General features: G+C 64.5%; 22 protein-coding genes and 1 pseudogene. 10 read left to right on the top strand and 13 right to left on the bottom strand.

Annotation, left to right across the window (positions count from 1 at the left end; translation table 11 throughout):
* Window positions 1–9: 9 nt before the first annotated feature.
* Window positions 10–1,860: an extracellular solute-binding protein gene (locus AC1DR6_RS02100; RefSeq protein ID WP_476827515.1), complete on the bottom strand. Its 1,851-nt coding sequence runs from the start codon at window positions 1,858–1,860 to the stop codon at window positions 10–12.
* Window positions 1,861–2,100: 240 nt separating this feature from the next.
* On the opposite strand from AC1DR6_RS02100, the gene AC1DR6_RS02105 reads away from it, so the two are divergent.
* Window positions 2,101–2,880: an invasion associated locus B family protein gene (locus tag AC1DR6_RS02105; protein WP_476827516.1), complete on the top strand. Its 780-nt coding sequence runs from the start codon at window positions 2,101–2,103 to the stop codon at window positions 2,878–2,880.
* A gap of 80 nt (window positions 2,881–2,960) precedes the next feature.
* On the opposite strand, the gene hspQ is transcribed toward AC1DR6_RS02105, so the two are convergent.
* Window positions 2,961–3,290, bottom strand: a complete 330-nt coding sequence (gene hspQ / locus AC1DR6_RS02110; protein ID WP_476827517.1) for a heat shock protein HspQ — start codon at window positions 3,288–3,290, stop codon at window positions 2,961–2,963.
* A gap of 109 nt (window positions 3,291–3,399) precedes the next feature.
* Entirely contained in the window at window positions 3,400–4,449 is a 1,050-nt protein-coding gene (locus AC1DR6_RS02115; protein WP_476827518.1) for an HpcH/HpaI aldolase/citrate lyase family protein, read from the bottom strand.
* Window positions 4,450–4,720: 271 nt separating this feature from the next.
* Between AC1DR6_RS02115 and AC1DR6_RS02120 the strand changes: the two genes are divergently transcribed.
* Window positions 4,721–5,692 (top strand): AEC family transporter, encoded by a 972-nt coding sequence (locus AC1DR6_RS02120; RefSeq protein WP_476827519.1) that lies wholly within the window; start codon window positions 4,721–4,723, stop codon window positions 5,690–5,692.
* A gap of 22 nt (window positions 5,693–5,714) precedes the next feature.
* Complete coding sequence (locus tag AC1DR6_RS02125; RefSeq protein WP_476827520.1) at window positions 5,715–6,830, top strand: CaiB/BaiF CoA transferase family protein; 1,116 nt, start codon at window positions 5,715–5,717, stop codon at window positions 6,828–6,830.
* Here the strand turns inward: AC1DR6_RS02125 and AC1DR6_RS02130 are convergent.
* A complete protein-coding gene (locus tag AC1DR6_RS02130; protein ID WP_476827521.1) occupies window positions 6,827–8,011 on the bottom strand; it encodes an FAD-dependent monooxygenase in 1,185 nt (394 codons plus the stop codon). The genes AC1DR6_RS02125 and AC1DR6_RS02130 overlap by 4 nt on opposite strands.
* 132 nt (window positions 8,012–8,143) lie before the next feature.
* On the opposite strand from AC1DR6_RS02130, the gene AC1DR6_RS02135 reads away from it, so the two are divergent.
* Window positions 8,144–9,118, top strand: a complete 975-nt coding sequence (locus AC1DR6_RS02135; protein ID WP_476827522.1) for a quinone oxidoreductase family protein — start codon at window positions 8,144–8,146, stop codon at window positions 9,116–9,118.
* A gap of 57 nt (window positions 9,119–9,175) precedes the next feature.
* Here AC1DR6_RS02135 and rimO read toward each other — a convergent pair whose 3' ends face one another.
* The 4 genes and pseudogenes from rimO to cobA all read right to left on the bottom strand — a co-directional run.
* Entirely contained in the window at window positions 9,176–10,516 is a 1,341-nt protein-coding gene (gene rimO / locus AC1DR6_RS02140) for a 30S ribosomal protein S12 methylthiotransferase RimO (RefSeq protein WP_476827523.1), read from the bottom strand.
* Window positions 10,517–10,602: 86 nt separating this feature from the next.
* Window positions 10,603–11,463, bottom strand: a complete 861-nt coding sequence (locus AC1DR6_RS02145) for a sulfurtransferase (RefSeq protein ID WP_476827524.1) — start codon at window positions 11,461–11,463, stop codon at window positions 10,603–10,605.
* A complete protein-coding gene (locus tag AC1DR6_RS02150; RefSeq protein WP_476827525.1) occupies window positions 11,460–11,897 on the bottom strand; it encodes an OsmC family protein in 438 nt (145 codons plus the stop codon). Before AC1DR6_RS02150 ends, AC1DR6_RS02145 begins: the two co-directional genes overlap by 4 nt.
* A 117-nt stretch (window positions 11,898–12,014) precedes the next feature.
* Window positions 12,015–12,779 (bottom strand): annotated as a pseudogene (gene cobA / locus AC1DR6_RS02155) (uroporphyrinogen-III C-methyltransferase); the annotation flags it as partial.
* Between the two features lie 237 nt (window positions 12,780–13,016).
* Between cobA and AC1DR6_RS02160 the strand changes: the two are divergent.
* Window positions 13,017–14,237 carry a sensor domain-containing diguanylate cyclase gene (locus AC1DR6_RS02160; RefSeq protein ID WP_476827526.1) on the top strand — a complete coding sequence of 407 codons (1,221 nt, stop codon included), beginning with the start codon at window positions 13,017–13,019 and terminating at the stop codon, window positions 14,235–14,237.
* A 42-nt stretch (window positions 14,238–14,279) separates the two neighbouring features.
* Here the strand turns inward: AC1DR6_RS02160 and AC1DR6_RS02165 are convergent, their stop codons facing one another.
* Window positions 14,280–14,549, bottom strand: coding sequence for a hypothetical protein (locus AC1DR6_RS02165; protein ID WP_476827527.1), 270 nt, complete (start codon window positions 14,547–14,549; stop codon window positions 14,280–14,282).
* A 1,089-nt stretch (window positions 14,550–15,638) separates the two neighbouring features.
* On the opposite strand from AC1DR6_RS02165, the gene AC1DR6_RS02170 reads away from it, so the two are divergent.
* Window positions 15,639–17,552: a hypothetical protein gene (locus AC1DR6_RS02170; protein WP_476827528.1), complete on the top strand. Its 1,914-nt coding sequence runs from the start codon at window positions 15,639–15,641 to the stop codon at window positions 17,550–17,552.
* 4 nt (window positions 17,553–17,556) lie between these two features.
* On the opposite strand, the gene uvrA is transcribed toward AC1DR6_RS02170, so the two are convergent.
* Both uvrA and AC1DR6_RS02180 read right to left on the bottom strand, forming a co-directional pair.
* Complete coding sequence (gene uvrA / locus AC1DR6_RS02175) at window positions 17,557–20,574, bottom strand: excinuclease ABC subunit UvrA (protein WP_476827529.1); 3,018 nt, start codon at window positions 20,572–20,574, stop codon at window positions 17,557–17,559.
* Between the two features lie 439 nt (window positions 20,575–21,013).
* Window positions 21,014–21,730 carry a Crp/Fnr family transcriptional regulator gene (locus AC1DR6_RS02180; protein ID WP_476827530.1) on the bottom strand — a complete coding sequence of 239 codons (717 nt, stop codon included), beginning with the start codon at window positions 21,728–21,730 and terminating at the stop codon, window positions 21,014–21,016.
* Between the two features lie 141 nt (window positions 21,731–21,871).
* On the opposite strand from AC1DR6_RS02180, the gene AC1DR6_RS02185 reads away from it, so the two are divergent.
* Window positions 21,872–22,135, top strand: a complete 264-nt coding sequence (locus AC1DR6_RS02185; RefSeq protein ID WP_476827531.1) for a DUF6894 family protein — start codon at window positions 21,872–21,874, stop codon at window positions 22,133–22,135.
* Between the two features lie 64 nt (window positions 22,136–22,199).
* Here the strand turns inward: AC1DR6_RS02185 and AC1DR6_RS02190 are convergent, their stop codons facing one another.
* A complete protein-coding gene (locus tag AC1DR6_RS02190) occupies window positions 22,200–23,381 on the bottom strand; it encodes a pyridoxal-phosphate-dependent aminotransferase family protein (protein ID WP_476827532.1) in 1,182 nt (393 codons plus the stop codon).
* Window positions 23,382–23,531: 150 nt separating this feature from the next.
* Here AC1DR6_RS02190 and AC1DR6_RS02195 point away from each other — a divergent pair, with 150 nt between their 5' ends.
* Window positions 23,532–24,104: a DinB family protein gene (locus AC1DR6_RS02195; protein ID WP_476827533.1), complete on the top strand. Its 573-nt coding sequence runs from the start codon at window positions 23,532–23,534 to the stop codon at window positions 24,102–24,104.
* A 4-nt stretch (window positions 24,105–24,108) separates the two neighbouring features.
* Here AC1DR6_RS02195 and AC1DR6_RS02200 read toward each other — a convergent pair whose 3' ends face one another.
* Window positions 24,109–24,618, bottom strand: coding sequence for a cupin domain-containing protein (locus tag AC1DR6_RS02200; RefSeq protein ID WP_476827534.1), 510 nt, complete (start codon window positions 24,616–24,618; stop codon window positions 24,109–24,111).
* 249 nt (window positions 24,619–24,867) lie between these two features.
* On the opposite strand from AC1DR6_RS02200, the gene ssb reads away from it, so the two are divergent.
* Both ssb and AC1DR6_RS02210 read left to right on the top strand, forming a co-directional pair.
* Window positions 24,868–25,434 carry a single-stranded DNA-binding protein gene (gene ssb / locus AC1DR6_RS02205; RefSeq protein WP_476827535.1) on the top strand — a complete coding sequence of 189 codons (567 nt, stop codon included), beginning with the start codon at window positions 24,868–24,870 and terminating at the stop codon, window positions 25,432–25,434.
* A 100-nt stretch (window positions 25,435–25,534) separates the two neighbouring features.
* Complete coding sequence (locus AC1DR6_RS02210; protein WP_476827536.1) at window positions 25,535–25,885, top strand: winged helix-turn-helix domain-containing protein; 351 nt, start codon at window positions 25,535–25,537, stop codon at window positions 25,883–25,885.
* The last annotated feature ends 144 nt before the right edge of the window (window positions 25,886–26,029 follow it).

Here is a 26,029-nt window from a genome sequence, read left to right on the forward strand (position 1 = left end):
GCGCGCCCTTCAATTCGCAGGCGCCGACGGCTGAGGAAGCCGCGCGAGCGTTTCGTTGGACAGGAAATAGGCGGGCTGCCGTCCCGACATCGCAACATCGCGCGAATGGGCGAGCCACGTGTCCGGCAGGTAATACAGCGGAACCACATAGAAGCCCGACACCAGCAGCCGGTCGAGCGCACGCACGGCCGCAACGAAGTCCTCCCGCTGCCTGGCCGAGAGCAGCGCCTGCAGCACAGCGTCGATCGCCGGTGATTTGACGCCGGCATAGTTCAGCGAGCCCTTGCGGTCGGCATTGGCCGAACCCCATCGGCCGATCTGCTCGTTGCCCGGCGAGGCCGAGGCCGGCCAGGTCCACTGGATCATGTCGAAATCATAGGCGGAGAGGCGGCGCCAATACTGGACATCGTCGATCAGCCGGACATTGGCGGTGATGCCGAGGCGGCCGAGCGATTGCGCGAAGTTCAAGGCAAGCCGCTCCTGCGACCGGCTCGTCACCATGATCTCGAAGGCAAAGGGCTCGCCGCGGCTGTCTCTGAGCGCGCCGTCCCGCAACGCAAAGCCGGCGGCCTCCAGCAGTGCGAGCGCCTTTCGGGCCTGCTCCCTGTCGCGGCCGGACCCGTCCGTCTCCGACGGTCGCCATTGGCCGGCCAGCACGTCCTCCCGGACCGCACCGGGATAGGCCGCCAGCAGAGATTTCTCGCGTTCATCGGCGGGCACCCCCATCGCCGACAGATCCGAATCGGAGAAGAAGCTGCCGGCGCGGCGATAGACGCCGTAGAAGAGATTGCGGTTCACCCATTCGAAGTCGAACAGCAGACCCAGTGCCTCACGCACCCGGATATCGGCGAAGAGCGGGCGGCGCGTGTTATAAACGAGGCCCGTCATGCCCTTGGGCGTATCGAAATGCAGGGTTTCCCGCTTGATGCGGCCCTCGCGGACGGCCGGAATATCGTAACCCGTCATCCAGCGGGTCGCGTCACCTTCCAGCCTGACATCGTAGAGCCCGGCCTTGAACGCTTCGAACAAGGCGTTGGCATCGCGATAGAAATCGTAGCGGATCTCGTCGGCATTGAAGAGCCCGCGCAAAACTGGGAGGTCCGCGCCCCAGAAGTCGGCACGCCGCCGCAGCGTCAGCGATTCGCCCGGCCGGACCTCGCTGACGGCATAAGGGCCGGAGCCGAGGGCGGGCGAAAAACTGGTTTCGCCGAAGCTCGCAGCATCGGTCGCGTGCGCGGCGAAGATCGGCAGCGCGCCGATCACCAACGGCAGTTCGCGGTTGGCGCCGGTGCCGAGTTCGAATTCGACCCGGGACGGTGATGACGCGACCGCGCGCGTGACCCCACCGAGGCTGGTGCGGTGATAGGGTTTCCCCTTCGCTTTCAGCATCTCGTAGGTGAACAGGACGTCGGCGGCCGTCACCGGTTTGCCGTCGGAGAAGCGGGCACGCGGGTCGATCTCGAAGGCAAGCCGCGTGCGGGCCTCGTCGAGCTCGACCTTCGCGGCCAGCAGGCCGTAGGCGGTGAACGGCTCGTCCGCCGAGCGGTAAAGCAAGCTCTGCTGGACATATTTCGGGACTGCATCGGGCGCGACGCCGATCACGACCAGCGGGTTGAGGCTGTCGAAGGTGCCCTGGATTCCGAAGATGATCCGCCCGCCCTTCGGCGCGGCGGGGTCGGCATAGGGCAAATTCGGAAAATCGACCGGCAGCGCCGGGGCCCCATGCATCGCGATGGCGTGGCTGGCAGAAGCCGAATCAGCGCGCGCGGCACGGCCGCTCGCCAAGGCGAACGGGGCTACCGTCAGCAGCATGTTGAACGCACGCCGCGACGGCGTCGCGGTCGATCGAGGCAATTCCATCGCTTGACCTGATTCCCTTCGCGCAGAATAGCATGCACGCTGCCCGACAATGCAGGTATTCGGGCTGGAATTGACCAAGCGAAGTCGCTAAAGGCGAAGCGGGTGTCATTCAAACGCCTCAATCGCCCCTGATGTGCACGGCTTGCGGTGGCCGGCACCGGCATGCGATTGGGCCGCCAGCGGTGACGCACGCGGCTTGCGAAGTCGTGATTCTCGAATTCGCCTGTAAGGAAGACAAGAATGTCCGCATCGTTTCGCCTGTCCTCGTCTGCCCTCGGGCTCCTGCTGAGCGCGGCCGTCGGCTTCGTGCCCGCAGCGGCCTTCGCGCAGGCGCAGCGACCCGCGGCCCCCGCGCAGCGCCCGGCAGCGCCGGCCCAGCCCGCTCCCGCACAGCAGAACAACGCCGCGGCGCAGACCGGCCCGACCATCGTGCAGGTCAAGCCCGAGCCGTCGCAGACCAGCTGGACCAAGGTCTGCGGCAAGGATCAGGCGGCCAACAAGGAAATCTGCTACACCACCCGCGACTTCGTCTCGGATCAGGGCCAGCCGGTGCTCGCGGCCGCGGTCTATGACGTGAAGGGCGACCCCAACAAGATCGTGCGTTTCCTGATGCCGCTCGGCCTGCTGCTCCAGCCGGGCATCCGTTTCGGCGTCGATAGCGCGCAGCCCACCGGCGGCCGGTATGCGATCTGCTTCCCTAATGGTTGCTTCGCCGAGGCACAGGTGAAGGACGATTTCATCAACGCGATGAAGAAGGGCACCAACCTCAACGTCAGCGTCCAGAACCAGGGCGCCCGTGAGGTGACGTTCCAGATCCCGCTTGCCGATTTCGCCAAGGGCTTCGACGGCGCCGCGATCGATCCCAAGGTGCTCGAGGATCAGCAGAAGCAGTTGCAGGACGAACTCGCCAAGCGTCAGGAAGAGCTGCGCAAGCGCCTCGGCCCGGATGCCAACGCCGCTCCGGGAGCTGCCCCCGCGCCCGGCGCCGCCCCGGCACCGGCGACTCCTCCGAAGCCCTGATCGGGCCGTCGACGGCATTGAGTACAAAAAGGCCGGCCTCAAGGGCCGGCCTTTTTTCTTGGCTGCTGCCTTGCAGTTGGTCAGTTCAGCTCGGTCCGGTCGATCCTGTAGCGGCCCTTGCGGTCACGGCGGAAGAACTCGCGCGCCTGCGGGTGCCGAACCGGTGTGCCGGACTCATCGCTGACGAGGTTCTGTTCCGAGACGTATGCAACGTATTCGGTCTCCTCGTTCTCGGCGAAGAGATGGTAGTAAGGCTGGTCCTTCGAGGGTCGCATCTCCTCGGGGATCGCCATCCACCATTCATCGGTGTTGGAGAAGACCGGATCGACATCGAAGATCACCCCGCGAAAGGGGTAGATCCGGTGCTTCACCACCTGGCCGATGCTGAACTTGGCTGAACGCGCTTCCATCAACTTTCCATGCTGCTCCGGCGCAATACGCCGCCGGCTAGCCTATCGCCCTTGCGAAAGAATTGCGTCGCAAATGCGTCGGAATCAATCGAATATCTGTTGAATCCGATCACATTCCGTAGCGCTGGGCGAGAGCCGGGTCGCGCGCAGCGACCTGCCGCGCCAGATCGACGATCACCCTGGCCTGCTTCCAGGTCGCGTCGTCCTGCATCTTGCCGTCGATCATCACTGCGCCGGAGCCATCCGGCATCGCCTCGAGGATGCGCTCCGCAAACAGGACCTCGTCAGGGTCCGGGCTGAAGACGCGCTTGGCGATGTCGATCTGCGAGGGGTGGAGCGTCCACGCGCCCGAGCAACCGAGGAGGAAAGCATTGCGAAACTGCGCCTCGCAGGCGGCGAGGTCGGCAAAGTCACCAAAAGGCCCGTAGAAAGGTTTGATCCCGGCGGCCGCGCAGGCATCGACCATCTTCGCCAGGGTGTAGTGCCAGAGGTCCTGCTGGGCCACGGCGCGCGGCCCGCCCTCCGGGGAGGGGTCGGCGATGACCTTGTATTCGGGGTGCCCACCGCCGACCCGGGTCGTCTTCATCGCCCGCGACGCGGCGAGATCGGCCGGCCCGAGGCTCATGCCATGCATCCGCGGCGACGCGGTGGCGATGGCCTCGACGTTCTTCACGCCCTCGGCCGTCTCCAGAATCGCGTGGATCAGGATCGGCTTGCGCAGGAGATGGCGCGCCTCGAACTGCGCGAGAAGCTGATCGACGTAATGGATGTCCCAGGGCCCCTCGACCTTCGGGATCATCGCCACGTCGAGCTTGCCGCCGATTTCGGCCATGATCGCGCTGATGTCGTCGAGGAACCAAGGTGAGTTCAACGCATTCAGGCGGGTCCAGAGTCCGGTTTCACCGAAATCCACGGCCTTCCCCATGGCGATGAAGCCATCGCGCGCCGCTTGCTTGGCCTCGGCGGGAATGGCGTCCTCCAGATTGCCGAGGATGATGTCGACCTCGCCGGCGAGCGCACCGACCTTTGCGCGCACCTTCTCCAGATGCGGCGGCACGAAATGGATCATCCGCTCCAGCTTCAGCGGCACCTCGCGTAGGGGCTCCGGTGCGCCGATGGCGAGCGGGCGGAAGAACTGGCGCGGTGTCTTGACGGTCATCGGCTCACCATGTTGCAGCGCGGCAAATGTGGGGCAGGTCGAGGCCGGCGTCCATGATGCTTTTGGATTGCGTGCAGGAAAAGGAGCCTAGGTAATAAATCTTATTCAATTCAGTGAGAAAAAATACCTAGGCTTGATATCCTCGGGTTGCAGGCGGCAGCGATCGCCCCCCACACGGATGATCTTGCCCCGTTTTGCCGAGCGGTTAGAGCAGGTCATCCGCAGTCGCGGCCCAAGCTGGGTCCCGCGCGGGCCGGAACCGACACAGCCGATGGCCGATCTCGTCAGCATCTTCAACCTGGTCGCGCCTTTCTTCGGGCTGATCCTGCTGGGCTTCGCCATCGGGCGCTACAAGCAGCTGCCGGAATCCGGGCTGGCCTGGATGCAGTTTTTCCTCATCTACGTGGCGCTGCCGCCGCTGTTCTACCGGCTGATCGCCGACAAGCCGCTGAACGAGCTGGCCAACTGGACATTCATCGCGACGACGACAACCGCGACCTTCATCGCGTTCTGCGTCTCGCTCGCGATCGGGCTGAAGAGCGCCAGGGGCGACCTGCCACAGGCCGTGATGCAGGCCGTCGCGGGCTCCTATTCCAACATCGGTTATATGGGCCCACCGCTGATCCTTGCGGCCCTTGGCCCGGATGCCAGTGCACCGGTGGTCCTGATCTTCGTCTTCGACAGCGTTCTGCTGTTTTCGCTCGTGCCGCTGCTGATGGCCTTTGCCGGGGTCGAGAAGAAAAGCGTTCTTGCGACGGCCGGGGGCGTGGTCTGGCGCGTCCTCACTCACCCGTTCAATCTGGCGACGCTGGCCGGCGTCCTGGCGAGCTATACGCGCTTTGAGCTGCCGGTGGCGCTGGACCGGATGATGCTGTGGCTGTCTCAAGCCGCTGCGCCCTGTGCGCTTTTCCTGCTGGGCGTGACCGTGGCGCTCAGGCCGATGAAAACCTTGCCGCCGGAAGTCCCAGCGCTGGTCGGCGTCAAGCTGCTGCTGCATCCCCTGACAGTCTGGCTGCTGCTCTCGGCGGTGGGCGGTATTCCGCAGAACTGGATTTATGCCGCTGTCATCATGGCTGCGCTGCCGCCCGCGCTGAACATCTTCGTCATCTCGACGCAGTATCGCGTGGGCATCGAGCGCGCGTCGGCCTGCATCCTGATCGGGACGATCGTTTCGATGGTGACGCTCTCGGGCTTCCTGTGGCTGGTGAAGACGGGCAGGATGGTGGCCGATCTGTTCCACTGAGCGATCCGCCGTCGAGGACACCATGCTGCCGTTGGACGATCTTCTGGTCCTCGATTTCTCGACGCTGCTGCCGGGCCCGTTGGCGAGCCTGTTTCTGTCCGAGGCTGGTGCGCGCGTGATCAAGATCGAGCGGCCAGGCGGCGAAGACATGCGCGGTTTCCCGCCGCGCCTGGGTCAAACGTCGGCGCCGTTCGCCGCCCTGAACCGGGGCAAGCAGAGCGTCGAGATCGATTTGAAAGCCGCCGATGCGCTCGATCGGCTGACGCCGCTGATCCGGCAGGCCGACATCCTGATCGAACAGTTCCGGCCCGGCGTGATGGCGCGGCTCGGCTTCGGCTACGAGGCGCTGGCCGCGCTCAATCCTCGCCTGATCTATTGCTCGATCAGCGGCTATGGCCAGGACGGTCCGCGCGCGCAGGAGGCCGGGCACGACATCAATTACCAGGCGCTTGGCGGACTGCTCGGCCAGTCGCTGAAGCGCGGCGAGCCGCCGCCCTTGCCGCCGCCGCTCGTCGCCGATATCGGCGGCGGTACGATGCCGGCGGTGCTGAATATCCTGCTGGCGCTGCGCCAGCGGGAACGAACCGGGCAGGGATGCCATCTCGACATCGCCATGGCCGATGCCATGCCGACCTTCGGCTGGTACGGGCTGGCGCAGGGCCACGCCACCGGAGCTTTCCCGGAAGGCGGGCAGGGGCTTTTGACCGGCGTCAGCCCTCGCTACGGCCTTTATGCGACCGCCGATGGCTGGTTTCTCGCGGTCGGCGCACTGGAACCGAAATTCTGGCAAGGCTTCTGTGATGCGATCGGCCTCGCCGAGCCCCTGCGGGACGACCGGCGCGATCCCCATGGCACGCATGATGCCATCGCCAAGATCATCCTCGGCGAGAACGCTCCACATTGGCGCGCGCGGCTGGAGCCTCTGGATTGCTGCTGCAGCGTGGTTCGGACGTTGGACGAAGCGAGGGCGGATCCGCACTTCGTTGGGCGCGGTCTGTTCGCGGCGGAGGCGAGGGAAGGCAGAGGCCGCTCGATTCCATCGACATCGCTCCCGCTCGCACCGATCTTTCGCGAGCAGGCCGAAGCGATCCGCCCCGTCGCCGAGAGCGGTGAGGATACCGGGAAGCTTCTCGATTAGAATGCCGTACGACGGCCTGCGGTGTCGCCCAACCCCTGCCGCATCGCGAATCGGCGCAACGGCCCGATCCGCGAAAGTGCGAGCAATCCCGCGCCCCGCAGCAGATCGGCGGGCAGCAGATCGGTCAGCAGGGTGCGATTGAGCGCATCCACCGCGCCGGTCCGCAGCCTGACATCGCTCCGGCGGGCCGCATCGTAGGCCGCCATGGCTTGCGCGCTGCCGGGATCGGCGCTGTCGCGCACTGCCCCCCGCAACGCCGCCACGTCCCGCAAACCCAGATTGAGCCCCTGAGCGCCGATCGGTGGGAAGACATGCGCCGCCTCGCCGATCAGCGCCATGCGCCCGGCCGCGAAGCGTTGGACGGAAAGCCCGCCCATCGGCACCTGTCCGCGTGGACCGGCGAGGCGCATCGGCCCGAGGATGGACTGCACCTGCCGCTCGACCCGTCGCGCAAAAGCCGCATCGTCGAGTTCGGCGACGCGCTCGGCGTCGGCTGGCGCAAGCAGCCAGACCAACGAGGAGCGCTTGCCGGGCAGCGGCACGAGGGTGCAGGGCCCGCTGCGGGTGTGAAATTCGGTCGACGTGTCCTTGTGGTCGCGGTGATGGTCAAGGATCGCGGTCAGTGCCACCTGCGGATAGCGCCAGTCGCGACTTTCTATGCCCGCAGCGATGCGGACCCGCGAATTGCGGCCATCAGCGCCGATGACGAGGCCGGCGCGAACAGGCTCGAAGCCCTCGCCCGCTAAGACGATCCCGTCTGGCTCTGGCTCGATCGTGCCGACGAGGCCAGGTATCCGTTCGATATCGCGGCGCGCGGCCCCGTCAGTCAGGATTTGGGTGAGTTCCGCTGTCTCGATGTTCCAGCCAAAGGCTTCGAGGCCGATCTCCGAAGCGCGGAATTCGACCGGCGGCTGGCGAAACAGGCTGCTGCTGTCATCGACGATCCGCATGACTGAAAGCGGCGCGGCGATCGCTTGCAGCGCCTCGCCAAGGCTGAGGTCGAGCAGGAAGCGCCAGGAGCCTTCGAACAGCGCGACCGTTCGCCCATCGCGTGCCGCCGAAGCCGAGCCCAACAGCGCGACACTGCGGCCCCTGTCTGCCAAGGCGAGACCGGCGGCGAGGCCGACCGTTCCCGCTCCGACGATGGCGATGTCGACCCTGCGAGGCGTGTTCGTGCTCATGCTTCCATCGCTAGCGCGGCGCGCGCCGCTTGGCCACGGTCCGCAAAGTCGCAAGCCGCGTCTGCGCGAACGGCGGATGCATCCACGATGTGGCTCGGTCTATGGTCGGGCTTCATCGAGGAGACGCCTTCCATGGTCAAAGCCATTCGTGCCCACAAGACAGGCGGACCGGAGGTCCTGCAATTCGAGGATGTCGTGCTGCCGCAGCCGGGGCCCGGCGAATTGCTGATCCGCAATCGCGCCATCGGCCTGAATTTCATCGACACTTATTTTCGCTCGGGCCTTTATGCGGCGCCGCAGATGCCCTTCATCCTCGGCAACGAAAGCGCCGGCGATGTGCTGGCTGTCGGTTCGGGCGTCACCGAGTTCAAGCCGGGCGATCGGGTCGCGGTCGTCGCCGGCCTTGGCGCCTATGCCGAGGAACGCATCGTCCCGGCGGTGACAGCCGTCGCGATGCCTGAGGGCATCTCGTATGAAGCTGCCGCGAGCATGATGCTGAAGGGCCTTACCGCCGAATATCTGCTGCACCGGACCTACAAGGTGAAGCCCGGCGATACGGTCCTGGTCCATGCCGCCGCCGGCGCGACCGGGCTGATCCTGTGCCAATGGGCCAAGGCGCTCGGCGCCACCGTCATCGGCACGGTCGGCTCCAAGGAAAAGGCCGAGCTGGCGAAGGCCCACAAGGCCGATCACGTCATCAACTACCGCGAGGAGGATTTCGCCGCCCGCGTCAAGGAAATCACCGGGGGCGCGCTCTGCGACGTGGTCTATGACGGCGTCGGCAAGGATACGTTTCTGAAGTCGCTCGATACACTGAAGCCGTTCGGCATGATGGTGTCCTTCGGCAACGCATCCGGCGCGGTCGAGCCCTTCAACCTCGGTCTGCTGGCAGCCAAGGGCTCGCTCTATGTCGCGCGCCCGACGCTCAACACGCATACGGCGAAGCACGAGACGATGGTGGCGATGGCGAAGAACCTGTTCGACGCCGTGCTCTCGGGCAAGGTCAAGGTGCCGGTCAATGCTACCTTCCCGCTGAAAGACGCGGCCGAGGCGCATCGGGCTCTGGAATCGCGCGGCACCACCGGCTCGACGGTGCTGATTCCCTGATCCGGAGGGGAGACACTCGGCCTGTGGCCGAGTGTCTCCCAATCCGGGTCGGCGCCGTCAGACGGCGATGCCGTGGAGATCGTAGGCGTCCGCGCGTTCGATCTTCACTGTGACGATGTCGCCGGGGCGCAGCGGCCGGCGGCTCGACACATAGACGTTGCCGTCGATCTCGGGCGCGTCCCATTTCGAGCGGCCTTTGGCGACGGTCGGGCCGGCTTCGTCGATGATGACGGGAATGCGCTTGCCGACGCGGCCCTTGACGATACGGGCCGATATTTCCGCCTGCGCCTTCATGAAGCGATGCCAGCGGGCTTCCTTTTCCTCCTCCGGGACGAGCGGCAGGCCGAGATCATTGGCAGGCGCGCCCTTCACGGGCTCGTATTTGAAGCAGCCGACGCGCTCCAGCCGCGCTTCCTTCAGCCAGTCGAGCAGGAACTGCAAGTCCTCCTCCGTCTCGCCCGGGAAGCCGACGATGAAGGTCGAGCGGATGGCAAGGTCGGGACAGATGCTGCGCCATTTGCGGATGCGATCGAGCGTGCGGTCCTGATGCGCCGGGCGACGCATCGCCTTCAGCACGCTTGGCGACGCATGTTGAAACGGAATGTCGAGATAGGGAAGGATCAACCCTTCCTGCATCAGCGGGATGACTTCATCGACATGCGGGTAGGGGTAAACGTAGTGCATGCGTACCCACATGCCCATCTGGCCGAGCTCGCGGGCGAGCTCGAAGAAACGGGTGCGAACCTCCCGGTCCTTCCAGATCGAGGGCGCGTATTTGATGTCGAGGCCGTAGGCGCTGGTGTCCTGCGAGATCACCAGCAGCTCTTTCACCCCGGCCTTGGCGAGCTTTTCGGCCTCGCGCAGCACGTCGCCGATCGGCCGCGAAACGAGATCGCCGCGCAGCTTGGGGATGATGCAGAAGGTGCAGCGATTGTTGCAGCCCTCGGAAATCTTGAGATAGGCGTAGTGCCGCGGCGTCAGCTTGATGCCCTGGTCGGGCACGAGATCGACGAAGGGATCATGTCGCGGCGGCACCGCCTGGTGCACGGCCGAGACCACGCTCTCGTAAGCCTGCGGGCCGGTGATGGCGAGCACGTTCGGGAACGCATCCCGGATCTGCTCCGGCTCAGCGCCCATGCAGCCGGTGACGATGACCTTGCCATTCTCGGCCATGGCCAGGCCGATGGCGCCGAGCGACTCAGCTTTGGCGGAATCCAGAAACCCGCAAGTGTTGACGATCACCAGGTCGGCGCCGGCATGGCTCTTGGAAAGCTCGTAGCCTTCCGAGCGCAACGACGTGATGATCCGCTCGGAATCGACGAGCGCCTTGGGGCATCCCAGCGAAACGAAAGAGATTTTCGGCGCGACGGCGTTCATCGGCTGGTGGCTTATGTCCATGATGTCAGGAGGCGCCGGCGCTCATGCCACGCGGTCGGCGCCTCCTTTGAACCTTTTCAGCCTGTTTTGCAATTCTTCCGGTCGTGTCAGGCCGGTCCGGTCGCGACCGGGCGTTCCGGATCCTGCGTCCAGTCGGTCATCGAACCATCGTAAAGCGCGACCTCGTCACGGCCGAGCACCTCGGACATGACAAACCAGTTCGCCGCCGCCGAATGCCCGGTGTTGCAATAGGAGATCGCCGGCCCGCGCGGCACAGGGGCGAAAATTCTCTCCAGCTCGGCGCGCGGCTTGAGTTTGCCGCTGCCGGGCTCGAAGGCATCCGCATAGTCGCGCGAGATCGCGCCGGGGATATGACCGCCCCGTGTCGCTTCCGCTGCCTTGTCCGTGCCCTCGAAAAAGCTCGGGCTGCGCGCATCGACAAGGCTCGCCAGCTTGCTGCGCGAAGCAATGAAGGTGGCATCCGTCGTGCTCCGCAGCCGCTGCTGAGTTACGATCGGGTAGGGATCGGCATTCTTCATTGCGCCTGCACCGCTTTCGACCGGTCGCGTTGCGTCGGCCGTCCAGCCCGCGAAGCCTCCGTCGAGGATCGCCTGCTGGCCATGGCCGATGTATTTCAGCGTCCAATAGATCCGGGCGGCGGCACCGAAATCGTTGGGCGACAGCCCGGCCGGCACGATCACCACGTCATCATGCGGCTCGATGCCGAGGCGTCCGACCAGCGCGGCGAGCTGTTCGGCCGGCGGCACCATGCCCAGCGCATTGCCGACCTTCGCCCGCCAGCCATCGCCGGCATAATCGGTGCGTACGGCACCGGGGATATGTCCGGCCTCGAATGCGGCCTGGGCCCCTTCGCCGGAGCGGATATCCAGAATGACGAGCTTCTCGTTCCCGAGCCGGGCAGCGAGCGCGTCGGGCGAGATCAGCCCTGAGAATTCGGCATCGTTCATGCAGCGGCATCCTTGTGCAGTTCGTCTATGACCTCGAGGCTGGTCGTCATTTCAGCCGTCGCCCCGAGCATGATGGAAGCGGAACAGTACTTTTCCTTCGACAATGTGACGGCCCGCTCGGCCTTGGCGTGCGAGAGCCCCTTGCCGGAAATGCGGTAGGAGAGGTGGATCTTCGTGAAGACCTTCGGATCGGTCTCGGCACGCTGCGCCTCCACCTCGACATCGCAGCCGGTCACGCTTTCACGGCCCTTTTTCAGTATGCTGACCACGTCGAAGCCGGTGCAGCCGGCAAGCCCGATCAGCAGCATCTCCATCGGCCTGATTCCGATGTTACGGCCGCCATATTCAGGCGCGCCGTCCATCATCACGGCATGGCCGCTGCCGGCTTCGCCCATGAAGGCCATGCCTTCGACCCATCTCGCGCGTGCTTTCATGGCGGTCTCCTGTCCTGGCCTCGTCCCGGCTTCCCAGCCTGGATTCGGGAGGCGCGACGCTAAAGGCTAAGCCCGCCGGGCCACAAGCCACGAGCGGACGCGATGTTTCCGGCCGGTCTATCCGGTTCCGGCCAGACGGCTATCGGTCGCGGTGGCATGCTGTATCAGCGCCGCACCGAAGGCATGGCCCAGCAGAACCAGCACCGGGCGATCCGCCGGTAATTCAGCCAGCCGCTCCGGCAGCGTCGCGATGGTGGCGGCCAGCCGCATCTCGTCGGGCCGCGTGGCGGCGAGCACGGCCACGGCCGGCGTCGCCGGGTCGAGGCCTGCCGCCAGGGCCTGCTCGCGAAATCCCGTGAGGGTGGCGCGCGCCATGTAGATTACCGTCGAGGCCGCAGGATCGGCCATGGCGCGCCAGTCGAGATCGGCCGGCAGCGCGCCTTCGCGCGAGTGGCCGGTGACGAACTGCAGCCGGCGGGCGTGGTCGCGATGGGTGAGCGAGAGCCCTAGCGAGGCCGCCGCGCCCTGCGCCGCCGAGATGCCCGGCACGACCCGGACAGGAATTCCGGCGGCCCGGCAGGCCTCGATCTCCTCGCCGGCGCGGCCGAAGATGCCGGGATCGCCGCCCTTCAGACGCACCACATGCTTGCCCTGTAGCGCGAGCGAAACGATCAGCGCGTTGATCTCCGCCTGCTTGACCGAGGGCCCGTAACCCTTCTTGCCGACGAGCAGGCGCTTGGCCTCCTGCCGGGCGAATTCGAGGACGCCGGCCGAGACCAGATCATCGTAGAGGATGATGTCGGCGCTCTGCAGAACCTTGACCGCCTTGAGCGTCAGAAGCTCCGGGTCGCCCGGCCCGGCGCCGACGAGGGTGACGCAGCCGCGACGAGCCTCCCGCTCCGGCGCGGCCGGGCGTGCGGCATCCCTCGCATTTTCGTCTGTCTGGCCCACGCTTGACCTTGCCCTTGAACCCGGACGCCTCGACCTCTGCTGCGGCGCATCATAGGAGCAAAGCCGGCTGCGGGCCAGATGCAGCCTGGTAGCCCATTAACGCGATCTTCAAACTTCCTCAGGCGTGCTGCGAGGGTTATATTCGTCGTCGGAACGGGAGACGCGACCATGTCCACCCGCGATGCTCTCCGCGAGCAGCAACGCCTCGATGCGCTGGCGCGCTACGACATCCTCGACACGCCCGAGGAGGAGGCCTTCGACCGCGTGACCCGGCTCGTCTGCCGCACCTTGAGGGTGCCGATGGCGACGGTGACCTTTCTCGATGGGCACCGGCAGTGGTTCAAGGCGCGGCAGGGCATCGATGCCTGCAAGGGCGATCGCGGGCCCGCCTTCTGCGACCTCACCATCCGCCAGAGCGACCCGCTGATCGTGCCCGACACGTGGCAGGACGGGCGCTTCGCCGACAATCCGCTGGTGACCGGGCCGCCGTTCTTGCGCTTCTACGCCGGCATTCCCTTGCGCACGGCCGAGGGGCAGAACATCGGCACGCTGTGCGCGATGGGCCCCGAGCCGCGCGCGATCGACGCCAACGAGATCGCAACCCTGATCGACCTCGCCGGCGTGGTGACGGATGCGCTGGAAATGCGCATGCTCGCCACCGTCGACGGGTTGACCGGCGCGCTTTCCCGCCGTGCCTTTCGCGAGGCGGCGACGCGGCAGCTCGCGCTCGCCAAGCGCCACGGGCATGAAGCGAGCTGCCTGCTGCTCGACCTCGATCATTTCAAGGCGGTGAACGACAACCATGGCCATGCGGCGGGGGACACCGTGCTGGCCGAAACCATCGCGACCAGCCGCAGCCTGCTGCGCGAGAGCGACCTCATCGGCCGCATCGGCGGGGAGGAATTCGCCGTGCTTCTGCCGCTGACCGGACGACAGGCGGCGCTCGGCGTGGCCGAGAAGCTGCGAGCCGCCATCGCCACCCAGCGCTTCGCCGGGAGCGAGCGGCCCTTCTCCGTCACGGCGAGCTGCGGCCTCGCCACCTTCAGCCCTGCGGCAGCCGATCTCGACACCATGCTCCGGCGCGCCGACGAGGCGCTCTATGCCGCCAAGGAGCAGGGGCGCGACCGCTGCGTCGTCGCCACGGTGGCGGAGGGGGAGAGCGGGGCCGGCCGGCGCGTGCTCAAGGCCGGGCAGATCGTCTTCAATGCCGGCCGCTCGGTGATCGACTGCACGGTGAAGCGGCTCTCCGAGCAGGGCGCGAGCCTCGCCGTCATGAGCAGCGCGGGCGTACCCGAGCGCTTCAAGCTCGCCATCGCGGCGGATGGTTTTTCCAGGACCTGCGAGATCGCCCGCAAGGCCGGCGGCGAACTCGAGGTCCGTTTCGCTTGAGGCCTGCGAACCCGTCGCGACCTCGGGCGGACCGAGCGGTCGTCAGAGACCAGCGGACAGATCGGGCACGGGCGTGCCTTCTTCCAGCGCGACGAGCGCCTGCGCCTGCTTGAACGCCTCTTCGGGGCCGAGCCCGTTGACGCAGTTGCGGATGGAATAGGCGAGGGTGCGGCGCAGTTCGTCCGGCATGGCCTCCAGCATGGCGTAGAAGCACAGCGCGCGCGGCTCCTGGCAGGCGCGCTGCCGGCGGCAGGTCTTGTTCGGGCAGTACTGGTGAATGCCGAACCCGTCGGTGATGCGCCGGAACAGCATCGGGCGCACCCGCTGGCAGCTCTCGAAATCGGTGATCGGCGGGAGAGGCGGCAGAGATCTTCCGGTTTTGGGCAAGCGAGACTCGGGCAAGCGGGACTCGGGCATGCGGGATCTGGACATGAGGAACTCCGCTGAGCGACAGGCGTGCAGGACCCGCCGCCCGCGCGACAGCGCGCGGCGGGGATGAGATACGGGGCTGGCGGAGCGCCGCGAGGCGCGAAAAAATCCGCTTCCGTTGAGCCAGGAAGCGGCGCGCCGGCAAACCTGCCGTCGCACGCCCCGTGGCGCTCCGCCTTCGGCGATTTTAAGACTCCGGGCCGCGCTTATACGGACAGGTGTGTCGGGTGCCGTTCGCTCCGCTGCCGGTTCCCCTGACGGGAACGCCACAGCCTCGCTCGCGGAACCCTCCGCGCCGTTCCTTCCAGCGAGCTCCTCGCACAGGGGCCGTAGTACCCCCAGGGCGGTGCCCCGAAGACTCCCGGGAGCAGGGCGTAACCCCCACCCGCAGGCGCCGACCCATCACCCAACCACCAGCATACCTCCGGACGGCCGCCCCGTTTGGGTGATGGGCGAGGGCAGGATAGGGCGGGTGAGGAGGGGCGGGGATAAGTTCAGACGCGGGCGCCATAACGGTCACCCACCGCCGTCATGGTCGCCCTTGTGGCGACCATCCACGTCTTGCACGGGAGCCATTGGCGCGCGCTTCATTACGAACTGTCGCCCGCTATCGGCGACGCGAGACGTAGATGGTCGGGACAAGCCCGACCATGACGGCGAAGGGAATCGCGACGCCCTCCCTTCTCCGAGCGGGGGGAAAGTGGCGCGAAGCGCCGGATGAGGGCCTGCCGTTGCCGGAGAGAGCGAAGTGGTGCCGTTGCGCTCATGCTGTTGGCGGCGGGCCCTCTGCCCTACCCCTGTGCCCTGTAAAGGGGCTCTAGCGCCTATGTTTATGAGGGACGCCAGTAAGCTTTCGAAGCGAAGTGTAGCCCATTTATCAGCCGTCGATCCCCGGTCACCTCCCGATACTCTTGTGGTCACACGAAATCCCCTTAGGGTTGTGAGCGGCCGAATCTAGCTGGGATAATTGTTATGAGTCAGCGTAACTCAGTAAAATGGACCGATTTCCGCTTACGGGCTGACTTTCCGCACGTAGATACGGAGATCCATGAAATAAGGCCCTATCACCACCAGATATTTGTAGCAAAGCAACAGCTAGATGCAGACGAATTTTCTCAGATTTTTGCTAACCAATATCGAATTTTGGGTTGCCGTGTTGAGTTCACGAACACTCGGCCAGTCGCATCGACAGTAGTTCCGCCTATTTCCGATGACGAGATTGCAGATCATCTATCCAGCATTCCGTTCAATCGCGCCGACTTAGTCACCGTTTTGTCGGGAATGTTTCAAAATATTCCTGTAATTACATCTCTTATAGACGGAGATTCACATCAATTAAAAATCAATTTTGATAAAGAAATTCCTGATGAATTAAATGAAGATCTGACTCAGTTCCTTGAGGGCTGCCTGATGGGCAGGCCGTTTAGCTTCGGCGTAGCGCCCATTCGGCCAGAAGATAAAGCTCGATTACAGAAATCTGAGGATATCATCAGCTCGATCGATGCCTTGAGCTTCAAGCCGATTTCAAAGCGACCTATGGTTCCGAATTTTATCGCGGAGGAAGAGAGTTGGTGGTTCGAGAACCTAGAGGGCCTTTTTTCCGGACGCATATCGCCAAGATCATTCAATTTTATCGAGGGGGCAGGGTCATCTTGTTTTATCGGAGGAACAGCATTCCCTCAAATTGATATCCGTCAAGCTTTGCTTGCTTACGATACGATCTACCTCCAACCTCCACTTAATGATGGGCGTTCATCTCCCTTTTGGGAAAGCCAAGATATTGGACCAGACGATTTGCTGGAATTGATCGAGGCTGATCGTGTTAGGATTTTGCATTCTCAACCAGAAGAACGGTCAGACTTGGGTTTCCTACGCGATGCTCATGCGCTCAACCCTCGTGGGGTTATAGGTCGAAGGCGCTCCGCAGCGTTAATGGTTGCTGAGGTTGTTGAAACGGCCGATGAATACATACTAGCGCAGGATCATTTAAGACCTCAGATTATCGAATTAATAGAACGAATGGCTGCTGATACAAATACGCCGTCAATCGAAATCGCACGGTTTTTGCTATATCCCCTTCAAGCTCGACGTGAGTGTTTTGGTCCTTTGTTGGGTCGAGGTCTGATGGCCTACGCGTCGATGGGGCAAGGACCAGTTTTTGCTGAGACGTACAAACGGCTACGTAACAAGGAAGTCGAGTTGGAGGCCGGATCATTCGGCTCTCATATTCACATCGCACATATGCTTGATGCAACCTATATCCCTCACACGCCTCACGATAGCTACGTATCTACTTGGATTCGGCCGATGCGCCTCATGGGCGAGCGGCTGAATTTTTATCGCTCTTTCAATACGAGAATTGCCGCAGCTTGGGCAGTAAATGAGCGGCGCAAGGAAGAGCGCCGACTTGTTCTTCCTCCGGTTCCCTTGTTTGATTTCGCGCGAGGGGCAAGTCTCGATGAAATTCTAGAGATTACCTCTGCCCCATCTTCGCGTCGTAAAGGGCGAGCTCTGATTTCCCGTCTCGCGGATTTGCCTCCGGATGAGCAATTAGCCGAGATCTCTAAGTTACAGATCGATCTCAAAGCTAAGCCGCGCATATTAAAGGCTTTAGCAGAGAAATCCTTGCTATTGGACGCTGCAATCGGGGTTGGAGCCTATCTTGCTGATGCCAATCTATTCCCCTTGGTTTCAGCTTTAACGCTTCTCAAAAAGGCCCTTGAATGCGCGAGGCAAGCACCTGCCCTAGATGCGGTAATAGATGAGATTGAATCTGCATTGCGGCAGCACATAGGTTCAAATGAAGATATCTCTTTTATGTCCAAGATCGATAGGGTGGCCTGTCTGGTAGAGCCTACTTCTAGAAAGAGCCCGACCGCATTCTGAGCGGCTACTCCGCCGCCTCCCGCTGAACCGCCTTTCCCTTCTTGATCGGCCGCCGCGCCAGCACCTCCTTGAGGAAGCGCGCGGTGTGGCCTTTTCCGATGCGGACGATGTCTTCCGGCGTGCCTTCGGCCACGACCTCGCCGCCGTCGTCGCCGCCCTCGGGGCCCATGTCGATCACCCAGTCGGCGGTCTTCACCACTTCGAGGTTGTGCTCGATCACCACCACCGAATTGCCCTGGTCGACCAGCTCGTGCAGCACTTCCATGAGCTTGGCGACGTCGTGGAAATGTAGGCCGGTGGTCGGCTCGTCGAGGATGTAGAGCGTGCGGCCGGTGGCGCGCTTCGAGAGTTCCTTGGAGAGCTTGACGCGCTGGGCCTCGCCGCCCGACAGGGTGGTGGCCTGCTGGCCGACCTTGACGTAGTCGAGGCCGACGCGCGCCAGCGTCTCCATCTTGTCGCGGATCGAGGGCACGGCCTTGAACAGGCCCTTCGCCTCCTCGACCGACATGTCGAGCACATCGGCGATGGAATGGTCGCGGTATTTCACCTCCAGCGTCTCGCGGTCGTAGCGCCGGCCCTTGCAGACGTCGCAGGTGACGTAGACATCCGGCAGGAAGTGCATCTCGATCTTGATGACGCCGTCGCCCTGGCAGGCCTCGCAGCGGCCGCCCTTGACGTTGAAGGAGAAGCGCCCGGCCTGGTAGCCGCGCGCCTTCGCCTCCGGCAGGCCGGCAAACCATTCGCGGATCGGCGTGAAGGCGCCGGTATAGGTCGCCGGGTTTGAGCGCGGGGTGCGGCCGATCGGCGACTGGTCGATGTCGATGACCTTGTCGAGATGCTCCATGCCCTCGATGCGGTCATGCGGGGCGGGGTGCTCGATCGCGCCGTTCAGCCTGCGCGCCACCGCCTTGTAGAGCGTGTCGATGACCAGCGTCGACTTGCCGCCGCCGGAGACGCCGGTGATGCAGGTAAAGAGGCCGAGCGGGATCTCGACATCGACGTTCTTCAGGTTGTTGCCGCGCGCGCCGACGATCTTGAGGGCGCGGCCCTTCTGGGCCTTGCGCCGCGCCTTCGGCACCGCGACCGACATCTCGCCGGTGAGGTATTTGCCGGTGAGCGAGTTCGGATCGTCGAGGATGTCCTGCGGGCGGCCTTGCGCGATGATCCGCCCGCCATGGATGCCGGCGCCAGGGCCGACATCGACGACATAATCGGCGGTGAGGATCGCGTCCTCGTCATGCTCGACCACGATGACGGTGTTGCCGAGGTCGCGCAGTCTTCGAAGGGTGCCGAGCAGGCGCTCGTTGTCGCGCTGATGCAGGCCGATCGAGGGCTCGTCCAGCACATAGAGCACGCCGGTGAGGCCGGAGCCGATCTGGCTGGCGAGGCGGATGCGCTGGCTCTCGCCGCCCGAGAGCGTGCCCGAGGCGCGGGCCAGCGTCAGGTATTCCAGCCCGACATCGAGCAGGAAGGTCAGCCGGTCGCGGATTTCCTTGAGGATGCGCGGGGCGATCTCGTTTTGCTTCTTCGTCAGCCGCGAGGGCAGGGCGCTGACCCAGGCCAGCGCGTCCTTGACCGAGAGCTTCGAGATTTCGCCGATATGGCGCATGTCGATCTTCACCGCCAGCGCCTCGGGCTTCAGGCGGAAGCCGTTGCAGGCGGCGCAGGGCGTCTCCGACATGAAGCGGCCGATCTCCTCGCGCGCCCAGTCGGAATCGGTCTCCTTCCAGCGCCGCTCCATATTGGTGATGACGCCCTCGAAGGGCTTCCTCACCTCATAGGCGCGCAGGCCGTCATTATAGGCCATGCGGACGGCCTCCGAGCCCGTGCCGAACAGGATCGCCTTGCGCGCGCTCTCCGGCAGCTCGGACCAGGGCTTGTTCATCGGGAAGCCGAAATGCTTCGCCAGCGCTTCCAGCGTCTGACCATAATAGGGCGAGGTCGACTTCGCCCACGGCGCGATGGCGCCCTTCTTCAGCGTGGCCGAAGGGTCCGGCACGATCATGTCCGGGTCGATCCGCATCTCATGGCCGAGACCGTCGCAAGTGGGGCAGGCGCCGAACGGGTTGTTGAACGAGAACAGGCGGGGCTCGATCTCGGGAATGGTGAAGCCGGAGACCGGGCAGGCGAATTTCGACGAGAAGGTGACGCGCTTGGCCTCGCCGTTCTCCTCCTTCGCATCGGCATATTCGAACACGGCGATGCCGTCCGCCAGCTCCAGCGCCTGCTCCAGCGAGTCGGCCAGCCTTGCGCCGAGATCGGGCCGGATCACGATGCGGTCGACGACCACGTCGATGTCGTGCTTGAACTTCTTGTCGAGGGTCGGCGCGTCCGAGATCTCGTAGAACTCGCCATTGACCTTGACGCGCTGGAAGCCGCGCTTCAGCCACTCCGCCATTTCCTTGCGGAACTCGCCCTTGCGGCCGCGCACGACCGGCGCCAGCAGATAGCCGCGCGTCTTCTCCGGCAGCTCGGAGAGGCGATCGACCATCACCTGGACGGTCTGGCTCTCGATCGGCAGGCCCGTGACAGGCGAATAAGGGATGCCGGTTCGCGCCCAGAGCAGGCGCATGTAGTCGTGGATCTCGGTGACGGTGCCGACCGTCGAGCGCGGGTTCTTCGATGTCGTCTTCTGCTCGATCGAGATCGCCGGCGAGAGCCCGTCGATCTGGTCGACATCGGGCTTGCTCATCATTTCCAGGAACTGGCGGGCATAGGCCGAGAGGCTCTCGACATAACGGCGCTGGCCCTCGGCATAGATCGTGTCGAAGGCGAGCGAGGACTTGCCCGAGCCGGACAAGCCGGTGAACACCACCAGCTTGTCGCGCGGGATGGCGAGATCGACGTTCTTCAGGTTGTGCTCGCGCGCGCCGCGCACGGTGATCATGCGGCTATTGCGATCGGCGGCCGAGCCTTGCCCGGCATTGCGGTCGAACATGGTCTCGAGCGCGGCGGCCTGTTCGGCAGCCGTCTTCGCAGCGGCGGGAGTGGTCTTGCCGGGCAAGGAAGATTTGCGGGCCATCGAAAAGTCCGTCTCGGAGGAGGCCTAGAGATAGGGCAAATGCCGAACGACGCCAGACCGGGAAAGGGCAGGGCGGCCGCGATACGACTGCACATCCCTATCACGCGACGGCCCGCTCCGGCCGCCCAGTCCTGACAGTCGATGGCAGGAGCGCAGATGGTGCATCGGGGCCGTTCGCGCAATGCCGCGAGGGATAGCGGATGACCCAGGCCGCTGTCGCATCGCCGCGCGCGCTCGTTGAGATGCGGTGGATGGTGCTCGCCTCAGACGCAGCTGATCGCCCGACCATAAGGCGCTGGCGAATGCTGTAGCGAGTTGACTTGTCTTTGCCGCCGCTCCGAGCGCCACCATGAACAGGCAGGCACGGAGACAAGACTAGCGCTCGCTGAGATGACAAAGGAAAATCCACGGACCGCAGCAGAATCACTGAAGGTCTCGATCAGGGTTGGTCTCTCAACCGTAAATGCAAATATCCGGGTTCAAATTCGGCGTAATCGATCAAACTGCGAATATCAGGAATAGTCACAAGACCGCCATGGAATTTGGCAAGACCTTTTTCGCGAAGGGTCCGGAGGCTTCGGTTGACGTGAACATCCGAAATCCCAACGGTGTTCGCCAGCGCCGATTGTGGAATAGGAAGCCTGAATTCCTTTGCAGGGGCCAGCCCGACCACCTTCATACGGGTGTAGGTCTCGCAGAACAGATGCGCGATCCGGTGCTCGGCATGACGCTGGCCGACATTCAAGACCCATTCGCGGAGCGTCGCCGCGTCAACCAGATTGCACATCCACAGGGTGTGCGCGATGCGCGGATGCTGAAGGAGGTCGAGGATCGTGGCGCGCGGGATGTGAGCGATCTCGCATGGGCTCAGAGTGCCGATACTGTGATCCATATGGCCAAGCAGCGCGACGTTGAGGTCGCAGAAATCACCTGGTAGCAGATAGGCAAATATCTGCCTCCGGCCGCTCAAGGTGTCTTTGTAGCGGAAAGCGAAGCCTGACATCACGACGTTGACATCGTTCGGCTTGTCACCCTCACGAATGACATCGGCACCGGGCGCGACCGTACGCACATCGCGCAACGCCTTGGTCAACACCGCCGCTTCCTGGGGGGTGATCGCGCCGAAGCTCAAAAGCTTACGTTCGAAAGCGTTCATGTCAGCCCCAAGCTGTGCCGCGTCGACTGCGCCTCCTGCCGCAACAAGGCGTGGGGCAAAATCGAATGAAGGGCAAGAGCGTCACCGCACCCTCTGTTCAATGCGGCGAAACTGATCGCGCGTCACATGCGTATGGATTCCATGCCCCTTTATTTCATCGACACTGTGGATGAGCGCATGACCGTCATCGATGACGAGGGTCATGATCTCGACAGCGACGAGGAGGCAATCTTGGCGGCCTTGCTAGGAATGGCTGATCTGGTCCGTTCCGCTATCGTCACCTATTTTCCGCCGGCTCATCAGCGGCTCGAGGTCAAAGTGCGCCGGGCGAATGGAGAGGTCTTGTACACGGCGACCGTGGAATTTACGCAATTACGGCGAGTGTCTGCTGCGGGGGGAAGCTGATACCACCCCTACCCGCCGCACTGCACCTTGGCCAAGGGCGCAAGTAAGCGTCACACCCGCATGCTCAGCTCACGAGAGGGGCCAAGCTTGCGATCGCGGCCGTCACCCCGCCTGCGCCGTGCGGAATGTCTTTCGCCTGCAGGGCCAACTCGACCGCACCCAAAACGCCCAGCAGGGCCGCAGCGCTCAAATGGCCCATATGGGCGATGCGGAAGGCCTTGCCGGCATAGTCGCCGATGCCGAGCCCCAGCGAGACACCGCAGATGTCGCGGGTGAAATTCGTGATCGTTGCGGGATCGACCCCTTCGGTCAGGATGGCGGTGACGGAAGGCGCGCGCTGCGCCGCCACGGGCACGCTGAAGCCCAGCACGCCACCGGCTGACCAGGCCTCGACCGCCGCATGCGTGGCAGCGGCCAGCACGGCGTGGCGTTTCCAGATCGCCTCCAGCCCTTCCTCGAAGATCATGTCGAGCGCGGCGCGCTGGCCGAACAGCAGGTGCTCCGGCGCCGTGCCGCAATGCTTCATGTAGCCGAACCCGCTCATGCGGCCGGTCCAGTCCCAATAGCCGCTGCGCATGTCGGCGCTCTTGTGCGCTTCCAGAGCCCGCGCGTTCGCGGCGACGAAGGCGAGGCCGGGCGAGGCCATCAGCCCTTTCTGCGACGCTCCCATCGCGACATCGACGCCCCATTCGTCCATCTCGAAAGGCATGCAGCCGATCGAGGCGACGCCGTCGACCATCAGCAGGGCCGGGTGGGCGGCAGCATCGATCGCGCGCCGGATCGCCGGAATATCGTTGACGACGCTGGATGCGGTGTCGATCTGCACGGTCATGATCGCCTTGATGGCGTGGCCGGCATCGGCACGCAGCCGCGCCTCCAGCGCTGCCGGATCGACCGCCGCGCGCCAGTTGCCCGGCAGGATCTCGACATCGGCGCCCATCATGCCGGCCATCTCGCCCCAGCCGATGGCGAAGCGCCCGCTCGCCAGCACCAGCAGCTTGTCGCCGCGCGAGAGCACGTTGGTGAAGGCGGCCTCCCAGCCGCCATGGCCGTTGGCGGCATAGATGAAGGTCTCACCCGTTGTGCGGAAGACGCGCTTCAGATCGGCGAGGATCGAATCCGTCATACCGGTGATGGATGCGGAGGCGAGCTCCTCGGCCGGGCGCATCATCGCCTGCAGCACGCGGTCGGGGATATTGGTCGGTCCCGGCATCGCGAGAAGCGGCCGGCCATAAGCCAAGGTCATGTGGGCGGTTCCAGCGTGAGATCGATGGCAGGCCATCCGATATCCGGCCGTCCTGTGCAAGGGTCGCGGGCAGCATGACGGGCGCTGCTGTCATGCGTTGTCATCGGGCGTGAAACGATGGCGTCGGCCATCAGGGGTCGGAGGACCGATATGGACGTGGCTTTGCTGTTTCGTGCAATGGCCCACAACAATGCCTGGGCGAACCATCGCCTGCTGGGCGCCTGCACCGGGCTCGCGCCCGGAGAGTTCGCCGCGCTGCGCACCGGTTTTTTCCCAAGCCTGCGCGCGACGCTGAACCACATCCTCGTGATCGACCGGTTCTATGTCGATGCGATGGAGGGCGGACGGCTCGGGCCGGATGCATGGGCCGACCCCGAACCGTGCAAGGAGGTCGAAGCGCTTCGCGGAGCACAGGAAGCGGTCGATCGGCGGCTGATCGCGGTCGTCGAGGCCGCCGGCACCCATGGCTTCGAACGGGTCGTGAATGTCGAGCGGCACAGCCATGTCCAGTGGGAGCGGCTCGACCGGCTGCTGCTGCATCTGTTCCAGCACCAGATCCACCATCGCGGCCAGGCGCATGCCATGCTGAGCGGCACGGCCGTGGCAGCGCCGCAGCTCGACGAGTTCTATTCGGCGGGCGAAGCGCCGCTGCGCGCCGCGGAATTCGCCGTGATGGGCTTCACCGAGGAGGGGATTTGGGCCGACGTCGGCAACCTGGCCTGAGACCTTAGGCGGCGAGTCCGCCTTGCGAGCCGGCATCACCGCGCAACGCGTTGCGCAGCCGGTAGGCGAGTGCGACCGGTTTGGGGAAGCGCTTGCGGCAGAAGGCGATCTTGCGGACATAGCTGTCGATGCGCCAGGTCGCCCAGGTGCCGCCGGCGAAATAGCCGATATCGCCGGTGCGCAGCACGCGTTCCGAGCCATCCTCGGCGGTGACGTGGACCTCGCCTTCGAGGATCACCACGGTCTCGTCCCAGTCGAAATGCCAGCGGAAGGTGCCGGCCGTGCAGTCCCATACGGCCGTGCTGGCGGCCTCGTCGCCGCTGCGCGAATGCAGCGCCACGCGCGCTTGCGGATCGCCGGCCAGAACCCAGTCCGGCTGGATCGGCGCGGGCTTCATCGCGAGATCGCCGAGCGCATGGGCGACCAGCGGCGGCTGTTCCGGCGCGGCGACGACGGCGGGCATCTGGCGCAACATCGTCGCGGCAGCACTGGCGATCATGAATTTCAGCGACATCGGGTTCCTCCAGCCGCGGCTTTCCTAACGGTTCTGGATGAAGCTCCGCTTGAGAGAACACCGGGTATTTTAGCGATCGCCCGGCTGGTGCCCGCCCGGTCCGGCGGGGTCCGATAAAACAGGGGACAACCGGCGCCGAGGCACTTGAACAAAGCAGGAACAGGATTGATCCTGCGGCATCGGACGCCTAGGGTCCGGCTCCGGTCGCGAGGCCGTTTTCGTGATGAAGTGCGCAGGAAGGAAGCGGCCATGGCTGGCAGCGTCAATAAAGTCATTCTGGTCGGCAATCTCGGGAAAGATCCCGAAGTGCGGCGTCTCGGCAGCGGCGAGCCCGTGGTCAATCTGCGCATCGCCACGTCGGAAACTTGGCGCGACAAGCAGTCGGGCGAGCGCAAGGAGCGCACTGAATGGCACTCCGTGGTGATCTTCAACGAGAACCTCGCCAAGGTCGCCGAGCAATATCTGAAGAAGGGCTCCAAGATTTACATCGAGGGCCAGCTCCAGACGCGCAAATGGCAGGACCAGTCCGGCGTTGAGAAATACACCACCGAGATCGTGCTGCAGCGCTTCCGTGGCGAGCTCACCATCCTCGACAGCCGCCAGGGCAGCAGCGACGAATATGGCGAAGGCGCCAGCGGCGGCTATGGCGAAGAGCGTTCGGGCGGGGGCGGCGGCTCGTTTGGCCGACAGGGCGCGATGAGCGGCGGCGGCTCGCGCCAACCGGCGATGTCGAGCGGCGGTGGCGCAGGTGGTGGCGGTGGCAATGCCGGGGGGCGCTCTTCGTCGAGCCATCTCGACGACGATATTCCGTTCTAGGCCGATTGTTGTCGGCGCCCGGCGCCATTGAACAAGCGGGCTCGGCCGGCGCTGGATGTCAGGTCCAGCGTCGGCTTGTCAGTATGCTCCGGGTGAAGCGTTGCCGTCACTAAGCCTGCGCATCGAGCTCGATCCGGAGGGCCGCATCGGCCCGGGCAAGATCGAATTGCTTGAAAAAATCGAGGCGCTGGGCTCGATCTCGGCTGCTGGACGCGCCATGGCGATGTCGTATCGGCGGGCCTGGGAACTGGTCGAAGAGCTGAACGTCCTGTTCGGCAAAGCCGTGGTCGAGCGGCAGGTCGGCGGGCGCAATGGCGGCGGCGCCAGCCTGACGAGCCTCGGTCACACGCTGGTCGTACGCTTCCGCGCCGTCGAGGCGGCAGCCGCCATCGCCGCCGGGGAGCACCTTGCGGCGTTGCAGGCGGAAATCGATCGCCGGGACCCTCAATAGGGCCGACGAGCGCAGCGGATCGCGTTTTAGCCCGCTTGAAAAAACCCCGGATGCAAGCGCCGTTTAACGAGCGATCTCGCGCTCAGGTCGGCTTGGCGCGCTGACCGCTCTTGACAGGCGAAGACCTTTCCAACACTGCCTAGC

This window comes from Allobosea sp. P5_A5 (assembly GCF_056400625.1).

Excerpts from the sequence above, each read along its gene's own strand:
- AC1DR6_RS02100 (WP_476827515.1), bottom strand. The coding sequence starts at position 1,860 with ATGGAATTGCCTCGATCGACCGCGACGCCGTCGCGGCGTGCGTTCAAC.
- AC1DR6_RS02105 (WP_476827516.1), top strand. The coding sequence starts at position 2,101 with ATGTCCGCATCGTTTCGCCTGTCCTCGTCTGCCCTCGGGCTCCTGCTG.
- hspQ (WP_476827517.1), bottom strand. The coding sequence starts at position 3,290 with ATGGAAGCGCGTTCAGCCAAGTTCAGCATCGGCCAGGTGGTGAAGCAC.
- AC1DR6_RS02115 (WP_476827518.1), bottom strand. The coding sequence starts at position 4,449 with ATGACCGTCAAGACACCGCGCCAGTTCTTCCGCCCGCTCGCCATCGGC.
- AC1DR6_RS02120 (WP_476827519.1), top strand. The coding sequence starts at position 4,721 with ATGGCCGATCTCGTCAGCATCTTCAACCTGGTCGCGCCTTTCTTCGGG.
- AC1DR6_RS02125 (WP_476827520.1), top strand. The coding sequence starts at position 5,715 with ATGCTGCCGTTGGACGATCTTCTGGTCCTCGATTTCTCGACGCTGCTG.
- AC1DR6_RS02130 (WP_476827521.1), bottom strand. The coding sequence starts at position 8,011 with ATGAGCACGAACACGCCTCGCAGGGTCGACATCGCCATCGTCGGAGCG.
- AC1DR6_RS02135 (WP_476827522.1), top strand. The coding sequence starts at position 8,144 with ATGGTCAAAGCCATTCGTGCCCACAAGACAGGCGGACCGGAGGTCCTG.
- rimO (WP_476827523.1), bottom strand. The coding sequence starts at position 10,516 with ATGGACATAAGCCACCAGCCGATGAACGCCGTCGCGCCGAAAATCTCT.
- AC1DR6_RS02145 (WP_476827524.1), bottom strand. The coding sequence starts at position 11,463 with ATGAACGATGCCGAATTCTCAGGGCTGATCTCGCCCGACGCGCTCGCT.
- AC1DR6_RS02150 (WP_476827525.1), bottom strand. The coding sequence starts at position 11,897 with ATGAAAGCACGCGCGAGATGGGTCGAAGGCATGGCCTTCATGGGCGAA.
- AC1DR6_RS02160 (WP_476827526.1), top strand. The coding sequence starts at position 13,017 with ATGTCCACCCGCGATGCTCTCCGCGAGCAGCAACGCCTCGATGCGCTG.
- AC1DR6_RS02165 (WP_476827527.1), bottom strand. The coding sequence starts at position 14,549 with ATGCTGTTCCGGCGCATCACCGACGGGTTCGGCATTCACCAGTACTGC.
- AC1DR6_RS02170 (WP_476827528.1), top strand. The coding sequence starts at position 15,639 with ATGAGTCAGCGTAACTCAGTAAAATGGACCGATTTCCGCTTACGGGCT.
- uvrA (WP_476827529.1), bottom strand. The coding sequence starts at position 20,574 with ATGGCCCGCAAATCTTCCTTGCCCGGCAAGACCACTCCCGCCGCTGCG.
- AC1DR6_RS02180 (WP_476827530.1), bottom strand. The coding sequence starts at position 21,730 with ATGAACGCTTTCGAACGTAAGCTTTTGAGCTTCGGCGCGATCACCCCC.
- AC1DR6_RS02185 (WP_476827531.1), top strand. The coding sequence starts at position 21,872 with ATGCCCCTTTATTTCATCGACACTGTGGATGAGCGCATGACCGTCATC.
- AC1DR6_RS02190 (WP_476827532.1), bottom strand. The coding sequence starts at position 23,381 with ATGACCTTGGCTTATGGCCGGCCGCTTCTCGCGATGCCGGGACCGACC.
- AC1DR6_RS02195 (WP_476827533.1), top strand. The coding sequence starts at position 23,532 with ATGGACGTGGCTTTGCTGTTTCGTGCAATGGCCCACAACAATGCCTGG.
- AC1DR6_RS02200 (WP_476827534.1), bottom strand. The coding sequence starts at position 24,618 with ATGTCGCTGAAATTCATGATCGCCAGTGCTGCCGCGACGATGTTGCGC.
- ssb (WP_476827535.1), top strand. The coding sequence starts at position 24,868 with ATGGCTGGCAGCGTCAATAAAGTCATTCTGGTCGGCAATCTCGGGAAA.